The sequence below is a fragment of the Bradyrhizobium sp. RDI18 genome, assembly GCF_043203335.1.
Lineage (GTDB): Bacteria > Pseudomonadota > Alphaproteobacteria > Rhizobiales > Xanthobacteraceae > Bradyrhizobium > Bradyrhizobium retamae.
Map to the genome: position 1 here is coordinate 350,590 of NZ_JBICRN010000006.1, position 17,477 is coordinate 368,066.

15 protein-coding genes and 1 pseudogene are annotated in these 17,477 nt (G+C 61.4%); 8 read left to right on the forward strand and 8 right to left on the reverse strand.

Annotated elements, in window-relative coordinates; translation table 11 throughout:
• Positions 1-15: 15 nt before the first annotated feature.
• The 6 genes and pseudogenes from ACFXS9_RS02540 to ACFXS9_RS02565 all read right to left on the reverse strand — a co-directional run bounded on the left by ACFXS9_RS02540 (position 16) and on the right by ACFXS9_RS02565 (position 6,183).
• A pseudogene (locus ACFXS9_RS02540) lies at positions 16-1,213 on the reverse strand (fumarylacetoacetate hydrolase family protein).
• A 422-nt stretch (positions 1,214-1,635) separates the two neighbouring features.
• Entirely contained in the window at positions 1,636-2,205 is a 570-nt protein-coding gene (gfa, locus tag ACFXS9_RS02545) for an S-(hydroxymethyl)glutathione synthase (RefSeq protein ID WP_392684789.1), read from the reverse strand.
• 26 nt (positions 2,206-2,231) lie between these two features.
• Entirely contained in the window at positions 2,232-3,338 is a 1,107-nt protein-coding gene (locus ACFXS9_RS02550; protein WP_065748431.1) for an S-(hydroxymethyl)glutathione dehydrogenase/class III alcohol dehydrogenase, read from the reverse strand.
• A gap of 45 nt (positions 3,339-3,383) precedes the next feature.
• A complete protein-coding gene (locus ACFXS9_RS02555; RefSeq protein WP_392684793.1) occupies positions 3,384-3,905 on the reverse strand; it encodes a c-type cytochrome, methanol metabolism-related in 522 nt (173 codons plus the stop codon).
• A 113-nt stretch (positions 3,906-4,018) separates the two neighbouring features.
• On the reverse strand, positions 4,019-5,821 hold the full coding sequence (gene xoxF5, locus ACFXS9_RS02560; RefSeq protein ID WP_392684796.1) for a lanthanide-dependent methanol dehydrogenase XoxF5: 1,803 nt from the start codon (positions 5,819-5,821) through the stop codon (positions 4,019-4,021).
• Positions 5,822-5,943: 122 nt separating this feature from the next.
• Positions 5,944-6,183 (reverse strand): hypothetical protein, encoded by a 240-nt coding sequence (locus tag ACFXS9_RS02565; protein ID WP_392684799.1) that lies wholly within the window; start codon positions 6,181-6,183, stop codon positions 5,944-5,946.
• A gap of 54 nt (positions 6,184-6,237) precedes the next feature.
• Here ACFXS9_RS02565 and ACFXS9_RS02570 point away from each other — a divergent pair, with 54 nt between their 5' ends.
• Complete coding sequence (locus ACFXS9_RS02570) at positions 6,238-7,206, forward strand: helix-turn-helix domain-containing protein (RefSeq protein WP_057847777.1); 969 nt, start codon at positions 6,238-6,240, stop codon at positions 7,204-7,206.
• A gap of 80 nt (positions 7,207-7,286) precedes the next feature.
• Here ACFXS9_RS02570 and ACFXS9_RS02575 read toward each other — a convergent pair whose 3' ends face one another.
• The gene (locus tag ACFXS9_RS02575; RefSeq protein WP_392684802.1) at positions 7,287-9,476 is read right to left on the reverse strand and encodes a TonB-dependent receptor; all 2,190 of its coding nucleotides are present in this window, start codon (positions 9,474-9,476) and stop codon (positions 7,287-7,289) included.
• A gap of 409 nt (positions 9,477-9,885) precedes the next feature.
• Complete coding sequence (locus ACFXS9_RS02580) at positions 9,886-11,235, reverse strand: histidine kinase (RefSeq protein ID WP_392684805.1); 1,350 nt, start codon at positions 11,233-11,235, stop codon at positions 9,886-9,888.
• 186 nt (positions 11,236-11,421) lie between these two features.
• On the opposite strand from ACFXS9_RS02580, the gene ACFXS9_RS02585 reads away from it, so the two are divergent.
• The 7 genes from ACFXS9_RS02585 (at position 11,422) to ACFXS9_RS02615 (ending at position 17,475) form a co-directional block, all read left to right on the forward strand.
• Entirely contained in the window at positions 11,422-12,078 is a 657-nt protein-coding gene (locus tag ACFXS9_RS02585) for a response regulator (protein ID WP_392684807.1), read from the forward strand.
• The gene (gene fghA, locus ACFXS9_RS02590) at positions 12,075-12,920 is read left to right on the forward strand and encodes an S-formylglutathione hydrolase (RefSeq protein ID WP_392684810.1); all 846 of its coding nucleotides are present in this window, start codon (positions 12,075-12,077) and stop codon (positions 12,918-12,920) included. Before ACFXS9_RS02585 ends, fghA begins: the two co-directional genes overlap by 4 nt.
• A gap of 113 nt (positions 12,921-13,033) precedes the next feature.
• The gene (locus ACFXS9_RS02595) at positions 13,034-14,215 is read left to right on the forward strand and encodes an ABC transporter substrate-binding protein (RefSeq protein WP_392684813.1); all 1,182 of its coding nucleotides are present in this window, start codon (positions 13,034-13,036) and stop codon (positions 14,213-14,215) included.
• The gene (locus ACFXS9_RS02600; RefSeq protein ID WP_392684816.1) at positions 14,200-15,204 is read left to right on the forward strand and encodes a YVTN family beta-propeller repeat protein; all 1,005 of its coding nucleotides are present in this window, start codon (positions 14,200-14,202) and stop codon (positions 15,202-15,204) included. The genes ACFXS9_RS02595 and ACFXS9_RS02600 overlap by 16 nt, the downstream gene beginning before the upstream one ends.
• Positions 15,205-15,272: 68 nt before the next feature.
• Positions 15,273-16,022, forward strand: coding sequence for an ABC transporter ATP-binding protein (locus ACFXS9_RS02605; RefSeq protein ID WP_392687217.1), 750 nt, complete (start codon positions 15,273-15,275; stop codon positions 16,020-16,022).
• Entirely contained in the window at positions 16,019-16,867 is an 849-nt protein-coding gene (locus tag ACFXS9_RS02610; protein WP_392684819.1) for an ABC transporter permease, read from the forward strand. Before ACFXS9_RS02605 ends, ACFXS9_RS02610 begins: the two co-directional genes overlap by 4 nt.
• Positions 16,864-17,475 carry a hypothetical protein gene (locus ACFXS9_RS02615; RefSeq protein ID WP_392684822.1) on the forward strand — a complete coding sequence of 204 codons (612 nt, stop codon included), beginning with the start codon at positions 16,864-16,866 and terminating at the stop codon, positions 17,473-17,475. The genes ACFXS9_RS02610 and ACFXS9_RS02615 overlap by 4 nt, the downstream gene beginning before the upstream one ends.
• The last annotated feature ends 2 nt before the right edge of the window (positions 17,476-17,477 follow it).

Below are 17,477 nucleotides of genomic sequence, written 5' to 3' on the forward strand. Positions count from 1 at the left end.
ATTCCCAACGCGTTTCTATCTGCTATTGCTGCTTCGGCCGACGCCTTTACGGCGCATCAATGCGGCGAACAGATCGGCCAAGCCGAACTGCCAGGGCTCGCAATCGCCGCTGTGACGCATCCGGTTGGTCAGCCGGCCAAGTTTCGGCGCGGCGACCGTCACCAAATCGCCTTCGACATGCGTGAACCCCTGCCCCTTCGCGGCACGATCCTGGATCGGCGCGAACATCGTGCCGAGGAACAGCGCAAAGCCATCGGGATATTGATGGTTCTCGTTAATCGTCTGCCCGACGATGTCGGCCGGGTCGCGGCTGATCTGGAGTCAGCGAGGAGGCGCCGTGCAGGACGAAGCCTTCCGGCCCCTTCACCTCCAGAGATATCTCCATTCTCCGCACGTCATCGAGCGTGAAGCTCGCGTCGAAGAACCGCACGAACGGCCCGATGGCGCACGAGGCGTTGTTGTCCTTTGCCTTGGACAGAAGCAGCGCCGAACGCCCCTCGAAGTCGCGCAAATTGACATCGTTGCCGAGCGTGGCGCCAACGATGCGCCCATCGCTCGCCACCACCAGCACGACTTCCGGCTCCGGATTATTCCAGGTCGATTTCGGATGCAGGCCCGCATCCACGCATGTACCGACCGCGGACAGCACGGGCGCCTTGGTAAACACCTCGGCGTCCGGCCCGATGCCGACCTCGAGATACTGGCTCCAGGCGTTCTGGGAAACCAGCACGTCCTTCACATGCTGCGCTTCGGCCGAACCCGGCTTCAGTTGTGACAGGTCGGTGCCGACGATCCGCGTCACTTCGGCCCGGATCGCTTCGGCCGAATCCGGATTGCCGCGCGCCCGCTCCTCGATCACCCGCTCCAGCATCGACACTGCGAAGGTGACGCCGGCAGCCTTGATCACCTGCAAATCGATCGGAGCGAGCAGCCATGGCCTGGTCGGATCACGGGTGTCGGGCGGCGTGTTGTTCAAGATATCCTGCAGTGCGCCAAGGCGCTCGCCACGTGCGGCGCGCAGCGCTCCGGCCGGATCGGCCGTGGCAGCAAGCTGGCTGGCGGTGGGGAAGTCCTCGGTGATGTCGAACACGCCGTCCTGGCGGATCGCGACCACCGAAGGGCCGGCAAGATCGGGACGCCAGGCGCGCCCCATCAGCGCGGCACCGGCGAAATCGGCGGGCAGAATGAAGGCGGCGTCTGTGACGATTGGCATCGTGGGAATCCTCGCGAGCATCTATGCGGTCAGCACCGTCCATAGAAGGGAACCGCTCAATGGGTCAACACCTCCCGGGGAATGTCCGTCTCCAGCATCGCCGCAGCCACGACAGGCCACCGCACCGCAGCATGCAAAATCAGGGATCGGTCAGGTGCAGCCGATTGCACGGCCTGCAACAACCGTGGCGGCACGGCGACAGCGCGAAGACTTCGATGTCTGGGAATTAGGCGCGGGACGCCCCGCCGGCCCCGATCGCTGAAGACTGGAGGCCAGCAGGCCTGCTCACCCGTCGGCCCAACGGAAAGCCATGGGACCGCCTCGCCGTACTGTTAGAGCGCGTTGCGCTGACGGCGACCGCCATCAGCGCAATTTTTGGTATCGTGCGAGCTCAGGCCGGTGCCCGCTCCAAGCCGCCTTGTTCAAGCAGCCTTGGCCTTGGATTTGGCCACGTGGCTTGAGATCGCATCCATTAAGGGCGGCGACAGGCAATCATACGGCTCCAGTCCGAGTTCCTTCAGCCGGGCCCTGATGCCATCCATCTCATTCGGCTGAACACCGGACTCCAGCACGGACGACACGAACGCGGCAAACCCAGGAGCTGCCCATCCGCCTTCCTGGAACAGTTCGGGATGGATGAAGTCGAGCCCGTAGAACGGATGCCCCGTGTTCTCGATCCGGCCATACATATGCGTACCGCAGGCCTTGCAGGCATAACGCTGAATTGCCGCCGCCTGGTCGACGATCTGCAGCTTGTCGCCGTTCTCGACTACTTTCACGTTGTCGCGCGGGACGACGGCGACGACAGAGAAGGTCGCCCCTTCGGGCTTCCAGCATTTGGTACAGCCGCAGGCGTGGTTGTGCGCCACGTCGCCCTTAATGGCGACCTTGACTGGCCTGTCCGCGCATTTGCAGACCAGGGTGCCGCCGGCGAAGTTGCCAGAGCCCTGCTTTACGCCGCTGTCAATCGATGGGTGGATATGAACAGTCATAGGCCTATCCTCCTTGTGCTTGAAGTTCAGAACACGACAACCGAACGGATCGACTTGCCTTCGTGCATGAGGTCGAAACCCTTGTTGATCTCCTCAAGCTTGAGGACATGCGTGATCATCGGATCGATCTCGATCTTTCCGTTCATGTACCAGTCGACGATTTTCGGCACGTCCGTGCGGCCGCGCGCGCCGCCAAAGGCCGTGCCCTTCCAGACACGGCCGGTCACGAGCTGGAATGGCCGGGTGGCGATCTCCTTGCCGGACTCAGCGACCCCGATCACGACCGAAACGCCCCAGCCGCGATGGCACGCTTCGAGCGCCTGCCGCATCACGGTGGTGTTTCCCGTGCAGTCGAAGGTGTAGTCGGCTCCGCCGTCGGTGAGCCCGACCAGATGCTGGACGATATCGCTGACCTTGGTCGGGTTGACGAAATGTGTCATGCCGAAACGGCGGCCCCAATCCTCCTTGGAATCGTTGATGTCGACGCCGACGATCTTGTCGGCGCCCACCATCTTCGCGCCCTGGATGACGTTGAGGCCGATGCCGCCGAGGCCGAAAACGACGACGTTGGCGCCCGGTGTCACCTTGGCGGTATTGACCACGGCGCCAACGCCCGTCGTCACCCCGCAACCGATGTAGCAGCTCTTGTCGAAGGGCGCGTCCTCGCGGATCTTTGCCACCGCGATTTCCGGCAGCACGGTAAAGTTCGAAAACGTCGAGCAGCCCATGTAGTGGAAGATCGGCTTGCCCTGATAGCTGAAGCGCGAGGTGCCGTCAGGCATCAGCCCCTTACCCTGCGTGGCGCGAATGGCAGTACAAAGATTGGTCTTGCCGCTCAGGCAGCTTTTGCACTGGCGACATTCCGGCGTGTAGAGCGGAATCACGTGATCGCCGGCCTTGACCGACGTTACGCCCGGCCCGACTTCGCGGACGATGCCCGCGCCCTCATGACCGAGTATCGAAGGAAAGATTCCTTCGCTGTCGAATCCGTCAAGCGTGTAAGCGTCGGTATGACAGATTCCAGTCGCCTTGATCTCGACGAGAACCTCGCCAGCTTTTGGGCCCTCAAGATCAACCTCAACGATTTCAAGAGGCTTTTTGGCTTCGAACGCGACAGCGGCGCGGGTCTTCATCTTAAGCTCCACATTTGCTTTTATCTTAAGCTCCACATTTGCTTTTCAAATCGCTGCACGGACGTACCAGGACCGTGAACCTCGCATGTTCGGCGTGATCACTTGCTTCCCATGCAGGACTTTTTCTGTCTCGGTGTACGCCTCGGGCTTGTCTTCCTTCTTGGCGGGACGAACGCGCGCGACGGCGTCATGGGCGCGGGCACGCAAATACACATAAAGGTCGTCCATGTAGCAGGCGACATTGGGGTTATCGCCGAGGGCTGGCATGACGGAGTTACCGTTCTTGCGGCCGCTCGCGACGACCCCGACGAAGTCGCCGTAGCTCATCGTCTTCAGCGAATCCCTTAGCGCCGGCGCGTAGGTCGACCCCATCCCGTCAGGGCCATGGCAGACATGGCATTCCGAATGATAGCGGCGAAATCCCGAATAAGTGTACCAATCCACGGTACCGTCGGCTCCGACATTGAAGGTAGGACTGCCTTCCTTGTCGAAATACTTTCCGTCCTCGGATTTGACGGCCTTCGGATCGACCGCGTCATCGGCTAGAACGAGCTTTCCAGAGGCCATCAAAACGAGAGTGGCCGCCAACAACCAGATTATACGCAAGAGATTGTCCTCAATATTCGATGGCAGACGAACCGACGCGTGGCACGAGCCACGCGTCGGAACGAAGTTAGCACTTACTGCGGCAGCGCGAACACCGTGAGCGTGCCGCCGAGCGCGGTGTAGTTGGCCAACGCGGCGTAGCCACCGACTGCGCCGAGGCCTTCAGTTGGCTCGGTCAGACCTGCGGCAAGGCCGATACCCGCCCAGCCGCCAACACCGGACAGCACGGCCACATACTGCCTGCCGCCCTGCTCATAGGTGTTGATGTTACCGATGATACCGGACGGGGTCTTGAACTTGTAGAGCTCCTTGCCCGTCTTGGCATCGACCGCCTTGAGGTAACCTTCGAGCGTTCCGTAGAACACCACGCCGCCGGCGGTAGCGAGCGCACCCGACCACACCGAGAACGGCTCCTTGTTCGACCAGACGATCTTGCCCTTGTTGTCCCAGGCGATGAAGTTGCCCATATGGCTTTCGCCTTGGGGCGGATACATCGAGAGCGTCGCGCCGACGTAAGGCTGACCCGCGGTGTAGCTCACCTTGAACGGTTCATAGTCCATGCAGACGTGGTTGGTCGGGACATAGAACAGTTGCGTATCGGGCGAGTAGGCTGCCGGCTGCTGGTCCTTGGTGCCGAGCGCGGCCGGACAGATACCCTTGGTGTTCTTGTCCTCGCCACCCTTCTCCGTCGAATACTGATCGACGACCTTGGGACGACCATAGGTCGGCGAGCTCTTGTTCATGTCGACGCCGGTGGTCCAGTTAACCTTCGGGTCGTACTTCTCGGCCACCAGCAGTTCACCGCTTTCGCGATCCATCGTATAGGCGAGCCCGTTGCGGTCGAAGTGGGTCAGCAGCTTGCGAGGCTGGCCATTGAACGGCTGATCGGTGAGGATCATTTCGTTGACGCCGTCATAGTCCCATTCGTCGTGAGGCGTCATCTGGTAGACCCACTTGGCCATTCCGTCGTCGGCATTGCGCGCGAAGACGGTCATCGACCACTTGTTGTCGCCGGGACGCTGCTTCGGATTCCAGGTCGAGGGATTTCCCGAGCCGTAGTAGACGAGGTTCAGGCTGGGATCATAGGACAGCCAGCCCCATGTGCAGCCGCCACCAATCTTCCACTGGTCGCCCTGCCAGGTTTTGAGGCTCGAGTCCTTGCCGACCGGCTTGCCGAGCTCGGTGGTCTTCACGGGATCCACCTTGATGATATCGTCCGGCCCCTCCGAGTAGGCGCGCCAGACCTGCTTGCCGCTCTTGAGGTCGTAAGCCGTGACGTGGCAATGCACGCCGAACTCGCCTCCCGAGATACCGATTAGAACCTTGTCCTTGACGACCAGCGGCGAAGAAGTGCCCGTCTCGCCCTTGGCGGGGTCGCCGTTCTTTGTGGTCCACTCCACCTTGCCGGTCTTGGCATCGAGGGCGACCAGGGTGGTGTCGGCCTGATGCAGGAAGATCTTGCCGTCGCCATAGGCTACGCCGCGATTGACCGTGTCGCAGCACATCACGGGAATGACGTTCGGATCCTGCTTCGGCTCGTACTTCCAGACGATCTTGTTGTCCTGCGAAAGGTCAAGAGCATAGACCTTGTTCGGGAACGGCGTATGGACGTACATCATGTTGCCGATGACGAGCGGGCCGCCTTCGTGGCCGCGCAGCACGCCGGTCGAGAAGGTCCAGGCGACCTGGAGTTTCCCGACGTTGGATGCGTTGATCTGGTTAAGCTTCGAGTAGCGTGTGTTGGCGTAGTCGCCGGCCGGCTGCACCCAGTCTTTTGGGTTCTGCGACATCTTGATCAGTTCTTCGTTGGCGTATGCGACGCCGACAACGAATGTCGCCATAGCGCCAAGACAGGCTGCGGATAGCACCTTGCGCATAGTGGTTTCCTCCAAGATACGAGTTTTGGGTTTCCGCCGAAACGGCCCATTCTTCCATTATTGGTCCCTATTCCTATCCCGCCCGGAGATGGGAAACTTGCCCAAGAGCGAAGCGCGCTTGCTCAATAGCGAAACCCAACTGAATTTTTTAATTTCGCGCTGGCGCGCTGTTTCGGCTCTGCCGTGATGCTGCGAAGCATCATGCCGTGGGGCGTGTTCCCACGGCCTTCCCTGCGCGACTCGCGGTCTAGGTTTCCCTTGACGCCGCCGAAACTAAGTTGGAGGATTGTCAAAGGGATATTGGGAAGAATCTGCGCGCTTTCCTGACGACTGCCTAAATTGGGGCCAAATGTCGCGACCATCTGACCGACGCCTCGGCGGAGGTTGCAGTCTGTTCTCAAATCGGTGGCTGGGCAATGCCTGATACAGTTCGTTCACTCAGCACTTCCGGGTTAGCGCCGAAGAAGCAGATCCAAACTTGGTCAGACGCACTGACCGATCTATGTGGCCAGTTCGATGTCGATCCGCTGGAAGGTTCCTCGCTGGAGGGGCGGATAAATTACACGACCGTCTCGCAGCTCAAACTCTGTCAGATCGAGGCGAGCCAGCATCGTATCGCGCATACGATCTCCGGCACAAAGCTGAGCGAACATCCCTACGTCAAGATACTGTTCCAGACCTACGGCATCTCGCATTTCGAACAGAACGGCCGCCGCATCGATATCATGCCTGGCGATTGTCTTGCCTATGATGTCTCCTGTCCGCACACCATCGTGAGCCCCTCATTGACCCGGCACGAGGTCGTGATCGTCCCGAAGGAGCTGCTTCACGAGCGCGGCTTCCGCACGGCGAAAATGTTGCCTTGCAAGCTCTCCGCGCGCAACGGCACCGGCCGTATCGCCTACGACTTCGTGCACACCGCGTTTGACGAAGCAAAGAGACTGTCGCCTCACAACGCCATCGGCGTCGCCGACTCGCTCATCGATCTCTTGCTGTTACCGCTGCGCGAGGCCGACACGATGTTCGATCGCGTCGGTCCCGAAGCAATGTACATTCGCGCGCAAGCCTTCATCCGCGAACATTTGCGCGACCCGGATCTTTGCATCGACCAGATATCCGCGGCATTGGGCTGCACCAAGCGCTATCTGCACATGCTGTTCAGTGACAAGGGCATGACCGTCAGCGATTACATCTGGCGGGCGAGACTGCTGCACTGCCGGCAGGAGCTGGAGACCCAGCACGGAAAGACGATCACCGATGTCGCGTTTTCGTGGGGCTTTTCGAGTTCGTCGCACTTCAGCCGCGTGTTCCGGAAGCATTTTGGCTTCGTTCCGTCCGCGATCCACAAGGCGCACTGCGTCGATCCGTCGCCGGATGTTTCCTGACGAGAACATCCCGGTGGCGCGGCAAGCTGAACACTCTGCCGCGCATCATCGCTGAGCCGCCTTTTGCGCCTTCCCCTTCTCTAGAAAGTTGCCTTCAGGCCCGCGTAAAATGCGCGCGGCCGCGCCGGGCTGACCGAGCGGGCGTCCGTGAACTCTAAGCCGCCATTGGCGAAGTTGGGGATGTCATCTTTTTCGAAGAACGTCCCGTAAACCGCGTAGCGGTGGTCCAGGATGTTGTCGACGCGGGCATAGAGCTGGAACGTCTTGTTGATCTGATACGAGGCGTGCACGTTGAAAACGGAATACCCTGGCAGCCTCGCTGCCTGATTGGATTCATCGCCGACAAAATACTGGCTGCCGACGAACAATGCATCGCCACCGACCTTGAAGGCGTCCGTGACCGAATAGTCGATGCCAACCTTGACCCGGTTGCGGGGTATCGCCGGAATTCGGTTGCCCGGCAGAACCTGGATATTTCCATCGGCATCGGCGAACGGGCTGTGGGAGTTGAGCGTCAGGGGGTCGAGGAAGCGCGCATCCACGAGGGCATAGCTGGCATAAAGTTGCAGCGTCTTCGACGTCAGATTGACCTGAGCCTCGACACCCTGGCGGCGCGTCCGGCCTACGTTCTGGAAATAGCCAAATCCCTGCAACTCCGGACTGGGGATCGCCAGGATGTCATCGGCATTGGTCGCGCGGAACGCGCCGACTTTCCACCCAAGCGTTCCGATATTCAGCTCCTGCGTTCCGCGGAAACCTGCCTCTATGGTGCGAGAGACGACCTGTTTCAGCGGCGGGTCCGCGATCAGGAATGCCGCAGCGATACAGGGGCGCGCAGGGTCGGCGCATGCGAGCTCCAGCGGCGTCGGCGCGCGATTAGCTTCGGAGTATCCCGCGTAGGCCGTCAAGCCCGGCGTGATCTTGTAGGTGCCGCCGATCATCGGATTGAAGCGACTGAACGTGTGATTGCCGTTGAGGTCGGTGCCGATCAGATCCTGAAGGACGATGTTTGCATAGTTGAATCGGCCGCCGCCCGAGATTGAAAACGCGTCTGTCACGTCGAATGTGTCGAGTGCATAGAGGCCGGTGTACTGGTTGGTGGCGCGGAGCGAGACCGGGCCGATGGATACAGGCTCGCCAGACCGCCCGAGAAATATGCCGCTGCCGCTGACGACGTAGTTCGAGCCGATCGTGCCCAGTTCCGCGCTGGCCCCGAAGCGGGTAACGCCGGAGTCGAAACTGGCGCCAACCATGAACTGGTTGTTATGTCCGAACAACTGGTCGGTGTTGGTGGCCTGCAGGGTCGCGCCAGTCGTCGTCGAACGGGTTGTTGTCCGGTCGATCTGCCCCAACACCGCCGTGTCAGGGAACGGATTTGCGAGTTGGACGCCGTTAAGGCCATTTGCTGCCACGTCGTCGTCGTTAAAGCAAAGCAGCCCCGGATCGGCGGCGCACGGCACCGTCTCGGTCGGGTTTCCGTCCACTGTCTTCTGCCGGAATGCCCGGACGCGCGCCGAGCCTTCGATCGTCCAGGTCGGCGTCACCTCGACCTTTCCGGTCAGGTTGGCGTAGGCAACGCGATTGTCCGTGGTCTGCGGCGTCGTATAGGTCGCGCCCCAATATCTCTGGAGCAGTTCGACCGGCACCGCCGCCGCGGCGCCGAAATTGTTCTTGGCGACGCCCACGTTGAGGTGAAATTCACTGCTGTCGGTCCGGTATCCGACGTCGCCGTAAAACCGGCGAATCGCCGACTCCGAGAAATTCCGATAGCCATTGTCACGCACGCCTTCGAGCGCACCATAGACGGAAAAATTGTCGATCTGCTTGCCATACTGTGCCGAGCTCTGGATCCGTCCGAAAGATCCACCCATCGTATTGACTTCAGCGCCTTGATAATTGAAGCCATCCTTCATCAGTACGTTGACGGCTCCGCCGAGGGCATTGAGACCGAATGCGGGGTTGTTGGTTACGACGGTGACCGACCTGATCGCGGCGGTCGGGATCAAATCCCAATTGACGGTGTCGCCGAACGCTTCGTTGATGCGCATCCCGTTCTGATAAACCGCAAGCCCCTGAGGCGTACCGGAGACCGGAGATGCCACGAAACCTCGAAATTGCACGTCGGGCATAAATGGATTTCCAGTCGTATCACTGAGGACGATACCTGGCACCCGCTGCTGTAATGCATCAGCGATGTTCAGCGAGTCGGTGCGAGCGATCTGCCCGGCACCCACGGCATTGACCGCCGCTGGCACCTTGTCGACGTCCATTCCGGATCGCGCCGTCGGCGTAGGCGCCGTCGGGTAGACGTAGACTCTGCGCACGTTACGGGTGACCCGAGGCGCGGTAGTGCCGCGGGCTGGCCTGGCCGCTGGTCTGGCTGATGTCGGCGGGGCGACTACCTCGATGGCGGGCAAGACCTCACTCTCGCCAGATGCGGTTTGGGCCTCGGCACGGTCGATCCCGGGAACCAGGCACAGTGAGATTGTCCCGATCACCAGTACGCGTACGCCCATGTCCCCACCCCCCACTACATTCCGGCGCATTGGCGATGCCGGTGCGATGCGGACGATACTAGTGAGAAGACATCGACACACGCTAGCCGCAAAAGGTCGGGCTTCCCAGATGTCCTCCTTCCCGAAGAAACCGGGAAAAATTCCCGCCCGTCGCTTCGCCGCCTCAGCGCGATCCGTGGGGAACGACCGCCTCTACCGTGAGGCCCCCGTTGCCGGAGACCACATTCAGTGTCCCGCCCAGCGCCAGTATTCTCTCGCGCATGCCGATCAAGCCGAAACCGAGCTTGTGATCCGGCGCCAAACCGCGGCCGTTGTCGCTGACGCGCACCAAGGCGCAGGCGCGACTTCCATGCATTCCTGCAGCCTGTTCCACCGTGACGCTGACAGCGGTCGCGTCGGCGTGGCGGAAGGCATTCGTCAGGGCTTCCTGAACGATGCGGTAAACCGTCAAGTCCGTGACTTCTCCAGTCTCGTCCGGCGCGTTCGCAATGTTCGCGTCAATGGTTACATCGGGACGGGACTCACGCCACAAACGCAAGAGCACGCCGAGCGCCTCGCGCAGTCCAAGCTCTGCAAGTCCAACGGGCCGCAGCTTTTCCAGTATCCTGCGATTGAATTGCTGGAGTGCGTTGATCTGCTCCATGATTGCGGTGCCATGCTTGCGTAACGCATCCGCGCTCGGCGCGCGCCCGTCCTCCGCTAGCCGCATCAGGGCGCCAGCGTGAGCACGCAGCGTAAAGAGATAGGGCCCAAACTCATCATGCAGCTCGCGCGCAATCTCCTTGCGTTCCATATCCTGCAGCGAGACCGTGCGCTCGGCGAGCCGCCGCTTGTCCTCGACAGCTTCGCCAAGGGCGCCCGCGAGGTGGTTCAGCTTGGCACAGATCGCCGCCAGTTCCGGCGTGCCGCCGGGCTCGACGCGTGATCCATAGTGCCCGGCCTCGATGTTTGCCATGGTCTGCGAAAGCGCCTGCAGCGGCGCCAGCGCGCGGCCAACCACGACTATCGTCACCAGAAAGAGCGCGATGGCGAGCGCGGAACTAACCGCTAGCTGGGTAACGATTCCGTCCCAGATTTCGGCCATTTCGTCGTTCGGATGCGAGGCGATCAGGAGCGACTGCGGCTTTCCGTGGATCGTGATCGGTACGGTTACGGTGGTCGTTTCGGGATGCACGAGCGCGATGAACCATGCCGGCGGCGATCGTTCGTCGCCGCCATCGCCCGAGCGCTCGGCCACGGTTGCATCGCCCTGCCGCGTGATACTGACGTGCCGGAGCCTGCTGAGGTCGTGCACGATCTGGTTCAGCCGCGCCTCCGGATCTGTCGCCTCGTTCAGGCTGGGAACGATCGTCTCCACGAATTCGCGCGCCAGCCGGATGACACTTTGATCTTCGGCCCGGACACGGGGCGCGGCCTCCACCACCAGCCGCGCGATATTGATGGCCAAACCGAGCGTGAGACCCAGCGCCAGCAGCAAATTGATCCGCCCACGCAACGATAATTTCTGCCACATGAGGTTTGCCCCAATCGCGTCGCAATCAGTTCCTCGTCGAGAGGACCGTTGACAGTCGAAAGACCGACGATCAGATTGAAGCCTACAGCAATCTCGCAGGCGTTGCATGACCGGGCTCGCGCCGATGTCGATGCAGCTTGACGCGATGCAGCAACACGAGCGAAGCAGCTATCGGGGATCGATGCCATGCGAGTACTGATCGTCGACGATCATCCCATCGTTGCTTCGGGCTGCCGCACCGTATTTGCCGACGAACCGGAGGTCGTGCTGCTGGAGGCCGCCGACGCGGAGAGCGGCGAACGCGTCTTCGTCGCCGAACGTCCCGATATCTGCGTGATCGATATCAACCTTCCGACCGTCTCGGGGTTTGAACTGGCGCGGCGCATTCTTGCGCGCACTGGGTCGGCACGAATCATCATGTTCAGCATGAACGACGATCCCGTCTTCGCCGCGCGGGCCATCGAGATCGGCGCCAAGGGCTATGTCGCGAAGACAGGCGATCCGCAGGATTTGGTCGAGGCCATCCGTGAAGTCGGCAAGGGCGGGGTCTATCTGCCCTCCGCGATTGCGCGAAGCATCGCATTCGCCGGACCCGTTTACGCTCGCAGCCCGCTTGCAAAACTGACTTCGCGCGAGATGGAGATCCTGCGCCTGCTCAGCGCGGGCAAGAGTCTTTCCGAGATCGCGTGGCTGGTTCATTCCTCGTACAAAACGGTTGCTAATACATCCTCGATCATGCGCCAAAAGCTCGGCGTGCGAACTTCCGCCGAACTGGTGCGGCTGGCAATCGAAAGTGGCATTGGCATAAGCGTGCCGCACGGCGCCGGAGTAGCAAGGCCATGAGCATGCAGACGGTTTCACTGAACAAGGCATATGGCGGAACGCAAGGCGTCTACCGGCACGCTAGCCGCGAAACGCGGACCGACATGACGTTCTCGGTGTATGTGCCTCCGCACGCCGCCGGCACCAGGCTGCCGGTCGTCTGGTATCTCTCAGGCCTGACCTGCACCCACGCCAACGTGACGGAAAAGGGCGAATTCCGCAGCGCCTGCGCCGAACTCGGCCTGATCTTCGTTGCGCCCGACACCAGTCCGCGCGGCGAAGGGGTGCCGGGCGATCCCGCCAATGCCTACGATTTCGGGCTTGGCGCCGGCTTCTATGTCGATGCGACGCAGGAGCCGTTCGTCCGCAATTACCGCATGTGGAGCTATGTCACGGAGGAACTGCCAAAACTGGTCGCCGAAAACTTTCCTGTCGATGCAAGCCGGCAATCCATTCTTGGCCATTCCATGGGCGGCCACGGCGCACTGACGATCGCCCTACGCCATCCCGGCCGCTACCGCGCTGCCAGTGCCTTTGCGCCGATTGTCGCTCCCTCGCAGGTGCCATGGGGCATCAAGGCGCTCGGCGGTTATCTCGGCAGCGACCGGCAAGCATGGCGCCAGCACGATGCGGTAGCCCTGATCGAGGACGGCGCCAGATTACCCGATCTGCTGGTCGACTATGGCGATGCCGATCAGTTTCTGACCGAACAACTCCGCCCGGAGTTGCTGCAAGGCGCATGCGAGAAGGCCAAAATCCCCCTCACCTTGCGGCGGCAGCCCGGTTATGACCACAGCTACTACTTCATCTCCACATTCATGGCCGATCATCTGCGTTGGCACGCCGCGCGCCTGAAGGGCTGACACGTCGCGAAGCCGGCGCGCAACAGAATTGAGTTGCAAGCCGAGACAATTCGGTCATGGTTCAAGCCAAAGGTCTTCCATATCAAGTCGAGAAGACCTGTCAGGGAGAAGCCATGATCCGATGCTTGGTCGCTGCGATCGGCTTGAGCATTGCAGCTACCTCCGTGCTCGCGGCCGCCCCTATCGAGATCGGCGTCGGCTATCTTGGCCGCGCCGGCATCAAGGCGAAATTGTCCCTCGTCGAACTGCCGGCGGAGAACGACGGGCTTGCCGGCGCACGCCTCGCCATCGAGGACAACAACACCACGGGCAAGTTCCTCAATCAGCGCTTCACGCTGGAAGAGGTACGGCTCAAGGACGATGAGGACGTCGCGAAGGCGGCGGCGGCGCTTGCCGAGCGCGCCGGCTTCATCATTGCCGACCTTCCGGCAGACGACCTTCTGAAGGCCGCCAACGCGCTTCGCGAACGTGGGACGTTGCTATTGAACGCCGGAGCAATCGACGATCGTCTGCGCGAGCAGGATTGCCGCGGCAACGTGATCCACGTCGCGCCGACGCGCTCGATGCTTGCGGATGCGCTCGCGCAATATCTGGTGTGGAAGCAATGGAAGCGCTGGTTGCTCGTGGTCGGCTCGCATGATCAGGACAAGCTCTACGCCGACGCACTGCGGCGCGCGGCCACGCGCTTTGGCGCCAAGATCGTTCAGGAGCGAACCTTTGAAGATACCGGCGGCGCGCGCCGCACAGACAGTGGCGTCACCCTGATCCAGCGGCAAATTCCGGTATTCACCCAGCAAGCACCGGCCTATGACGTCCTCGTGGCAGCCGACGAAAGCGAGGTGTTCGCGTCCTACCTGCCCTACCGCACCTGGGATCCGCGCCCGGTTGCCGGCTCGGCGGGCCTCGTTCCGACCAGTTGGCACGCAGCACAGGATCAGTGGGGCGCGATCCAGATTCAGAGTCGGTTCGCCAAACTGAACTCGCGACACATGAGCGCATTGGACATGCAGGCCTGGACGGCAGCACGCATGGTCGGTGAAGCTGCGTCGCGCACAAAGTCCGGCGACCCAAAGGCGGTGTCGGATTTTCTTAAAGGGAAGGACTTTTCCGTTGCTGCGTTCAAAGGCCGGCGGTTGACGCTGCGGGACTGGAATTTGCAGCTTCGCCAGCCGATCCTGCTGGTCGATGGGCGCATGGTGATCTCGGTTTCGCCGCAGGAGGGATTCCTGCACCAGGTGTCGGAGCTCGACACGCTTGGCGTCGATCGACCGGAAACCAAATGCAAGTTGAATTGAAGGAGGATGGATTGCGCATCTGGCGTTATTGCCTGTTTTCCGGAATGGCTGCCTGGCTCGCGGCGGCGACACCCGCATTGGCCTTCATCGCCTATGTGTCCAACGAGAAGAGCAACACCGTATCGGTGATCGATACGAACAGTTGGGCTGTCATCAAGACCATCAAGGTCGGCCAGCGGCCACGCGGCATCGAATTCACCAGGGACGGCAAATTTGTGTTCGTCGCGGTCGGCGACGACGACAGCATTCAGGTCATTGACGTTGCGAAGCAGGAGGTCGTCGATTCCCTGCCCTCCGGCCCGGACCCCGAGCTGTTCGCCCTCGATGCCGACGGCAAGATTCTCTATGTCGCCAATGAGAACGACAATACGGTGACCATCATCGACGTCGAGAAGCGCGCCCGTCTCGGCGAGATCCAGGTCGGCGTCGAACCCGAGGGCATGGCGATCAGCCCGGACGGCAAAATCCTGATCAATACGTCCGAGACGACCAACATGGCGCATTTCATCGACACCACGACGCGCGAGATCGTCGCCAACGTTCTGGTCGATGCGCGCCCGCGCTACGCCGAGTTCAAACGTGACAATTCCGAGGTGTGGGTATCGTCGGAGATCGGCGGTACTGTTTCAGTGATCGACCCGGCCAAGCGGGAGGTGACGAAGAAGATTTCATTCGAAATTCCTGGCCTGCGAAGCGAAGCCATCCAGCCGGTCGGCATCGGCATGACCAAGGACGGCAAGACCGCTTTCGTCGCACTCGGCCCGGCCAATCGCGTCGCCGTCGTCGACGCCGTTAGCCACAAGGTCACCAAATATCTGCTGGTGGGCCAACGTGTCTGGCACATGGCATTCACGCCCGACGAGAAATATCTGCTGACCACCAATGGCGTATCGAACGATGTCTCGGTGATCGACGTCGCAGCCCAAAAGGTCATCAAGACGATCCAGGTCGGCGAACTGCCCTGGGGTATGACGATTGCACAACCATGACGGCCACTGACGCCTTTTCCGCCGGTCAGAGCACGCAAGGTTTCCATCCCCGGCCCGATGCCGTGGAGATGCCTGCGCTGTCGGTCGAAGGCGTCAGCCATGCCTATGGCACCCGGCGCGCGCTGATCGAGATCGCCTTTTCCGTCGCGCCGGCAAGTTTCACCGCGTTGCTCGGCCTGAACGGCGCCGGCAAGAGCACCCTGTTCTCGCTGATCACGCGGCTGTTCGGAATCCAGCACGGACGTATCGGAATTTTCGGCCATGACGTCGCGCAGGCACCCGGCGAAGCCTTGCGGCTGCTCGGCGTGGTGTTTCAGCCCCGCACGCTCGATCTCGACCTCTCGGTGACGCAGAATCTGCTTTATCACGCCGCCTTGCACGGCATCGGCAGGCGCGATGCCTGCGCGCGCAGCGGTGAAGTGCTGGCACGCATCGGCCTTGCCGACCGCGCCGGCAGCAAGGTGCGCGATCTCTCCGGCGGCCAGATGCGACGATTGGAGATCGCGCGGGCGCTGCTGCATCGCCCGCGCCTGCTCCTGCTTGACGAAGCAACCGTCGGCCTCGACGTCAAGGCGCGCGCCGACATCCTCAGCCACGTTCGGCAGCTCGTTGCCGAACAGGGAATAAGCGTGCTGTGGGCGACGCATCTGTTCGATGAGATCGGTTCGAACGACGATCTCGTCGTGCTGCATCAGGGCCGCGTATTGGCCCAGGGCAAGGTGGCGCGGGTGATCGCCGATGCCGGCGGTAGCGACATCAACACGGCGTTCATGCGGTTGACCGGCTCCACCGCTCAGAACGGGAGTTCAACGTCATGACATCGGCAGCCATGCCGCCAATCCAGCGTGGCTTCTCGCTGGCCGAATATCTGATCTGCCTGAACGGCATCGTGTGGCGCGAGGCGCTTCGCTTCCTGCACCAGCGCGAACGCTTCATCTCCGCGCTCGTGCGCCCCCTGGTGTGGCTGTTCATCTTCGCCGCAGGCTTCCGTCAGGTGCTCGGCCTCTCCATCATCCCCCCATATGAGACCTACATTCTTTACGAGGTCTATATCGCGCCCGGGCTGATGGCGATGATCCAGCTCTTTAACGGCATGCAGTCCTCGCTCTCCATGGTTTACGACCGAGAAATGGGCAACATGCGGACCTTGCTGGTGAGCCCGCTGCCGCGATGGTTCCTCTTGTCCTGCAAGCTTCTGGCGGGAACCGCGGTCTCGCTGCTTCAGGTCTATGCCTTCCTGCTGATCGCCTGGTTCTGGGATATCGCAGCGCCGCCGACCGGCTATCTTACGGTGCTGCCGGCGCTGGTCCTCTCAGGCCTGATGCTCGGCGCGTTGGGCATGCTGATCTCGTCCGGCATCAAACAGCTCGAGAACTTTGCGGGCGTGATGAACTTTGTCATCTTTCCGATGTTCTTTGCTTCCTCGGCGCTTTATCCACTATGGCGCATCCTGGAGAGCAGTCCGATGCTCTACTATGTCTGCCTGTTCAATCCGTTCACGCATGCGGTGGAGTTGATACGTTTTGCGCTATATGGGCAAATGAATTGGATCGCGCTTGCGGTCGTCGGAGGCTGCACGATCGCCTTCATGATCGGCGCCATCCTCGCCTACGATCCATCGCGTGGCCTGATCCGCCGCGGCCCTGCCGGAGGCGAGACATGAAATACCGGATCGCGATCTCCGTACTCCTTGCCGTTGCGGCCGTGAGCGGGTACAGCCACGCCGCCGATCCACGCTATCCGGACTGGCCGTGCACGCAGGCCAAGGTACCCGAGATATCCGTCGCCGCGGTGTGGGCAGGCCCGCCACTCGACGACGTCTCCGGCAAGTGGAAGGACGATGCCAACGTCAGCGCGCTGGTCGCGAAGCTCGCGGCAAGGCGGACCCCGCTCGAGGAGGCGCAAAAGGCAATCACGGAATATCTGAACGGTGCAGCCGACAAGACCGCAAGCGGGAAACTGCTGTTTGCCGGCTTGTTCGAGTCTCTCAATGCCCAACGCTCCCAGGTTATGAACGGCTTGGAGCGCGTCACCCGCAAACAGCGCGAAGCGGCGGATAAAATCCGCACCGACACGCTGGCCTTGCAAGCGCTGCAGGGCGAAACGCCGCCCAACCAGACGAAGATCGACGAACTCAGCAATCAACTCGTCTGGCAAACGCGCATCTTCGAAGACCGGCGGAACGTCATCAAATTCGTCTGCGAGGTGCCGACAGCGATCGACCAGCGGCTGTTTGCCCTCGGACGAACGATTCAGCAGGAGATCGAATAGTC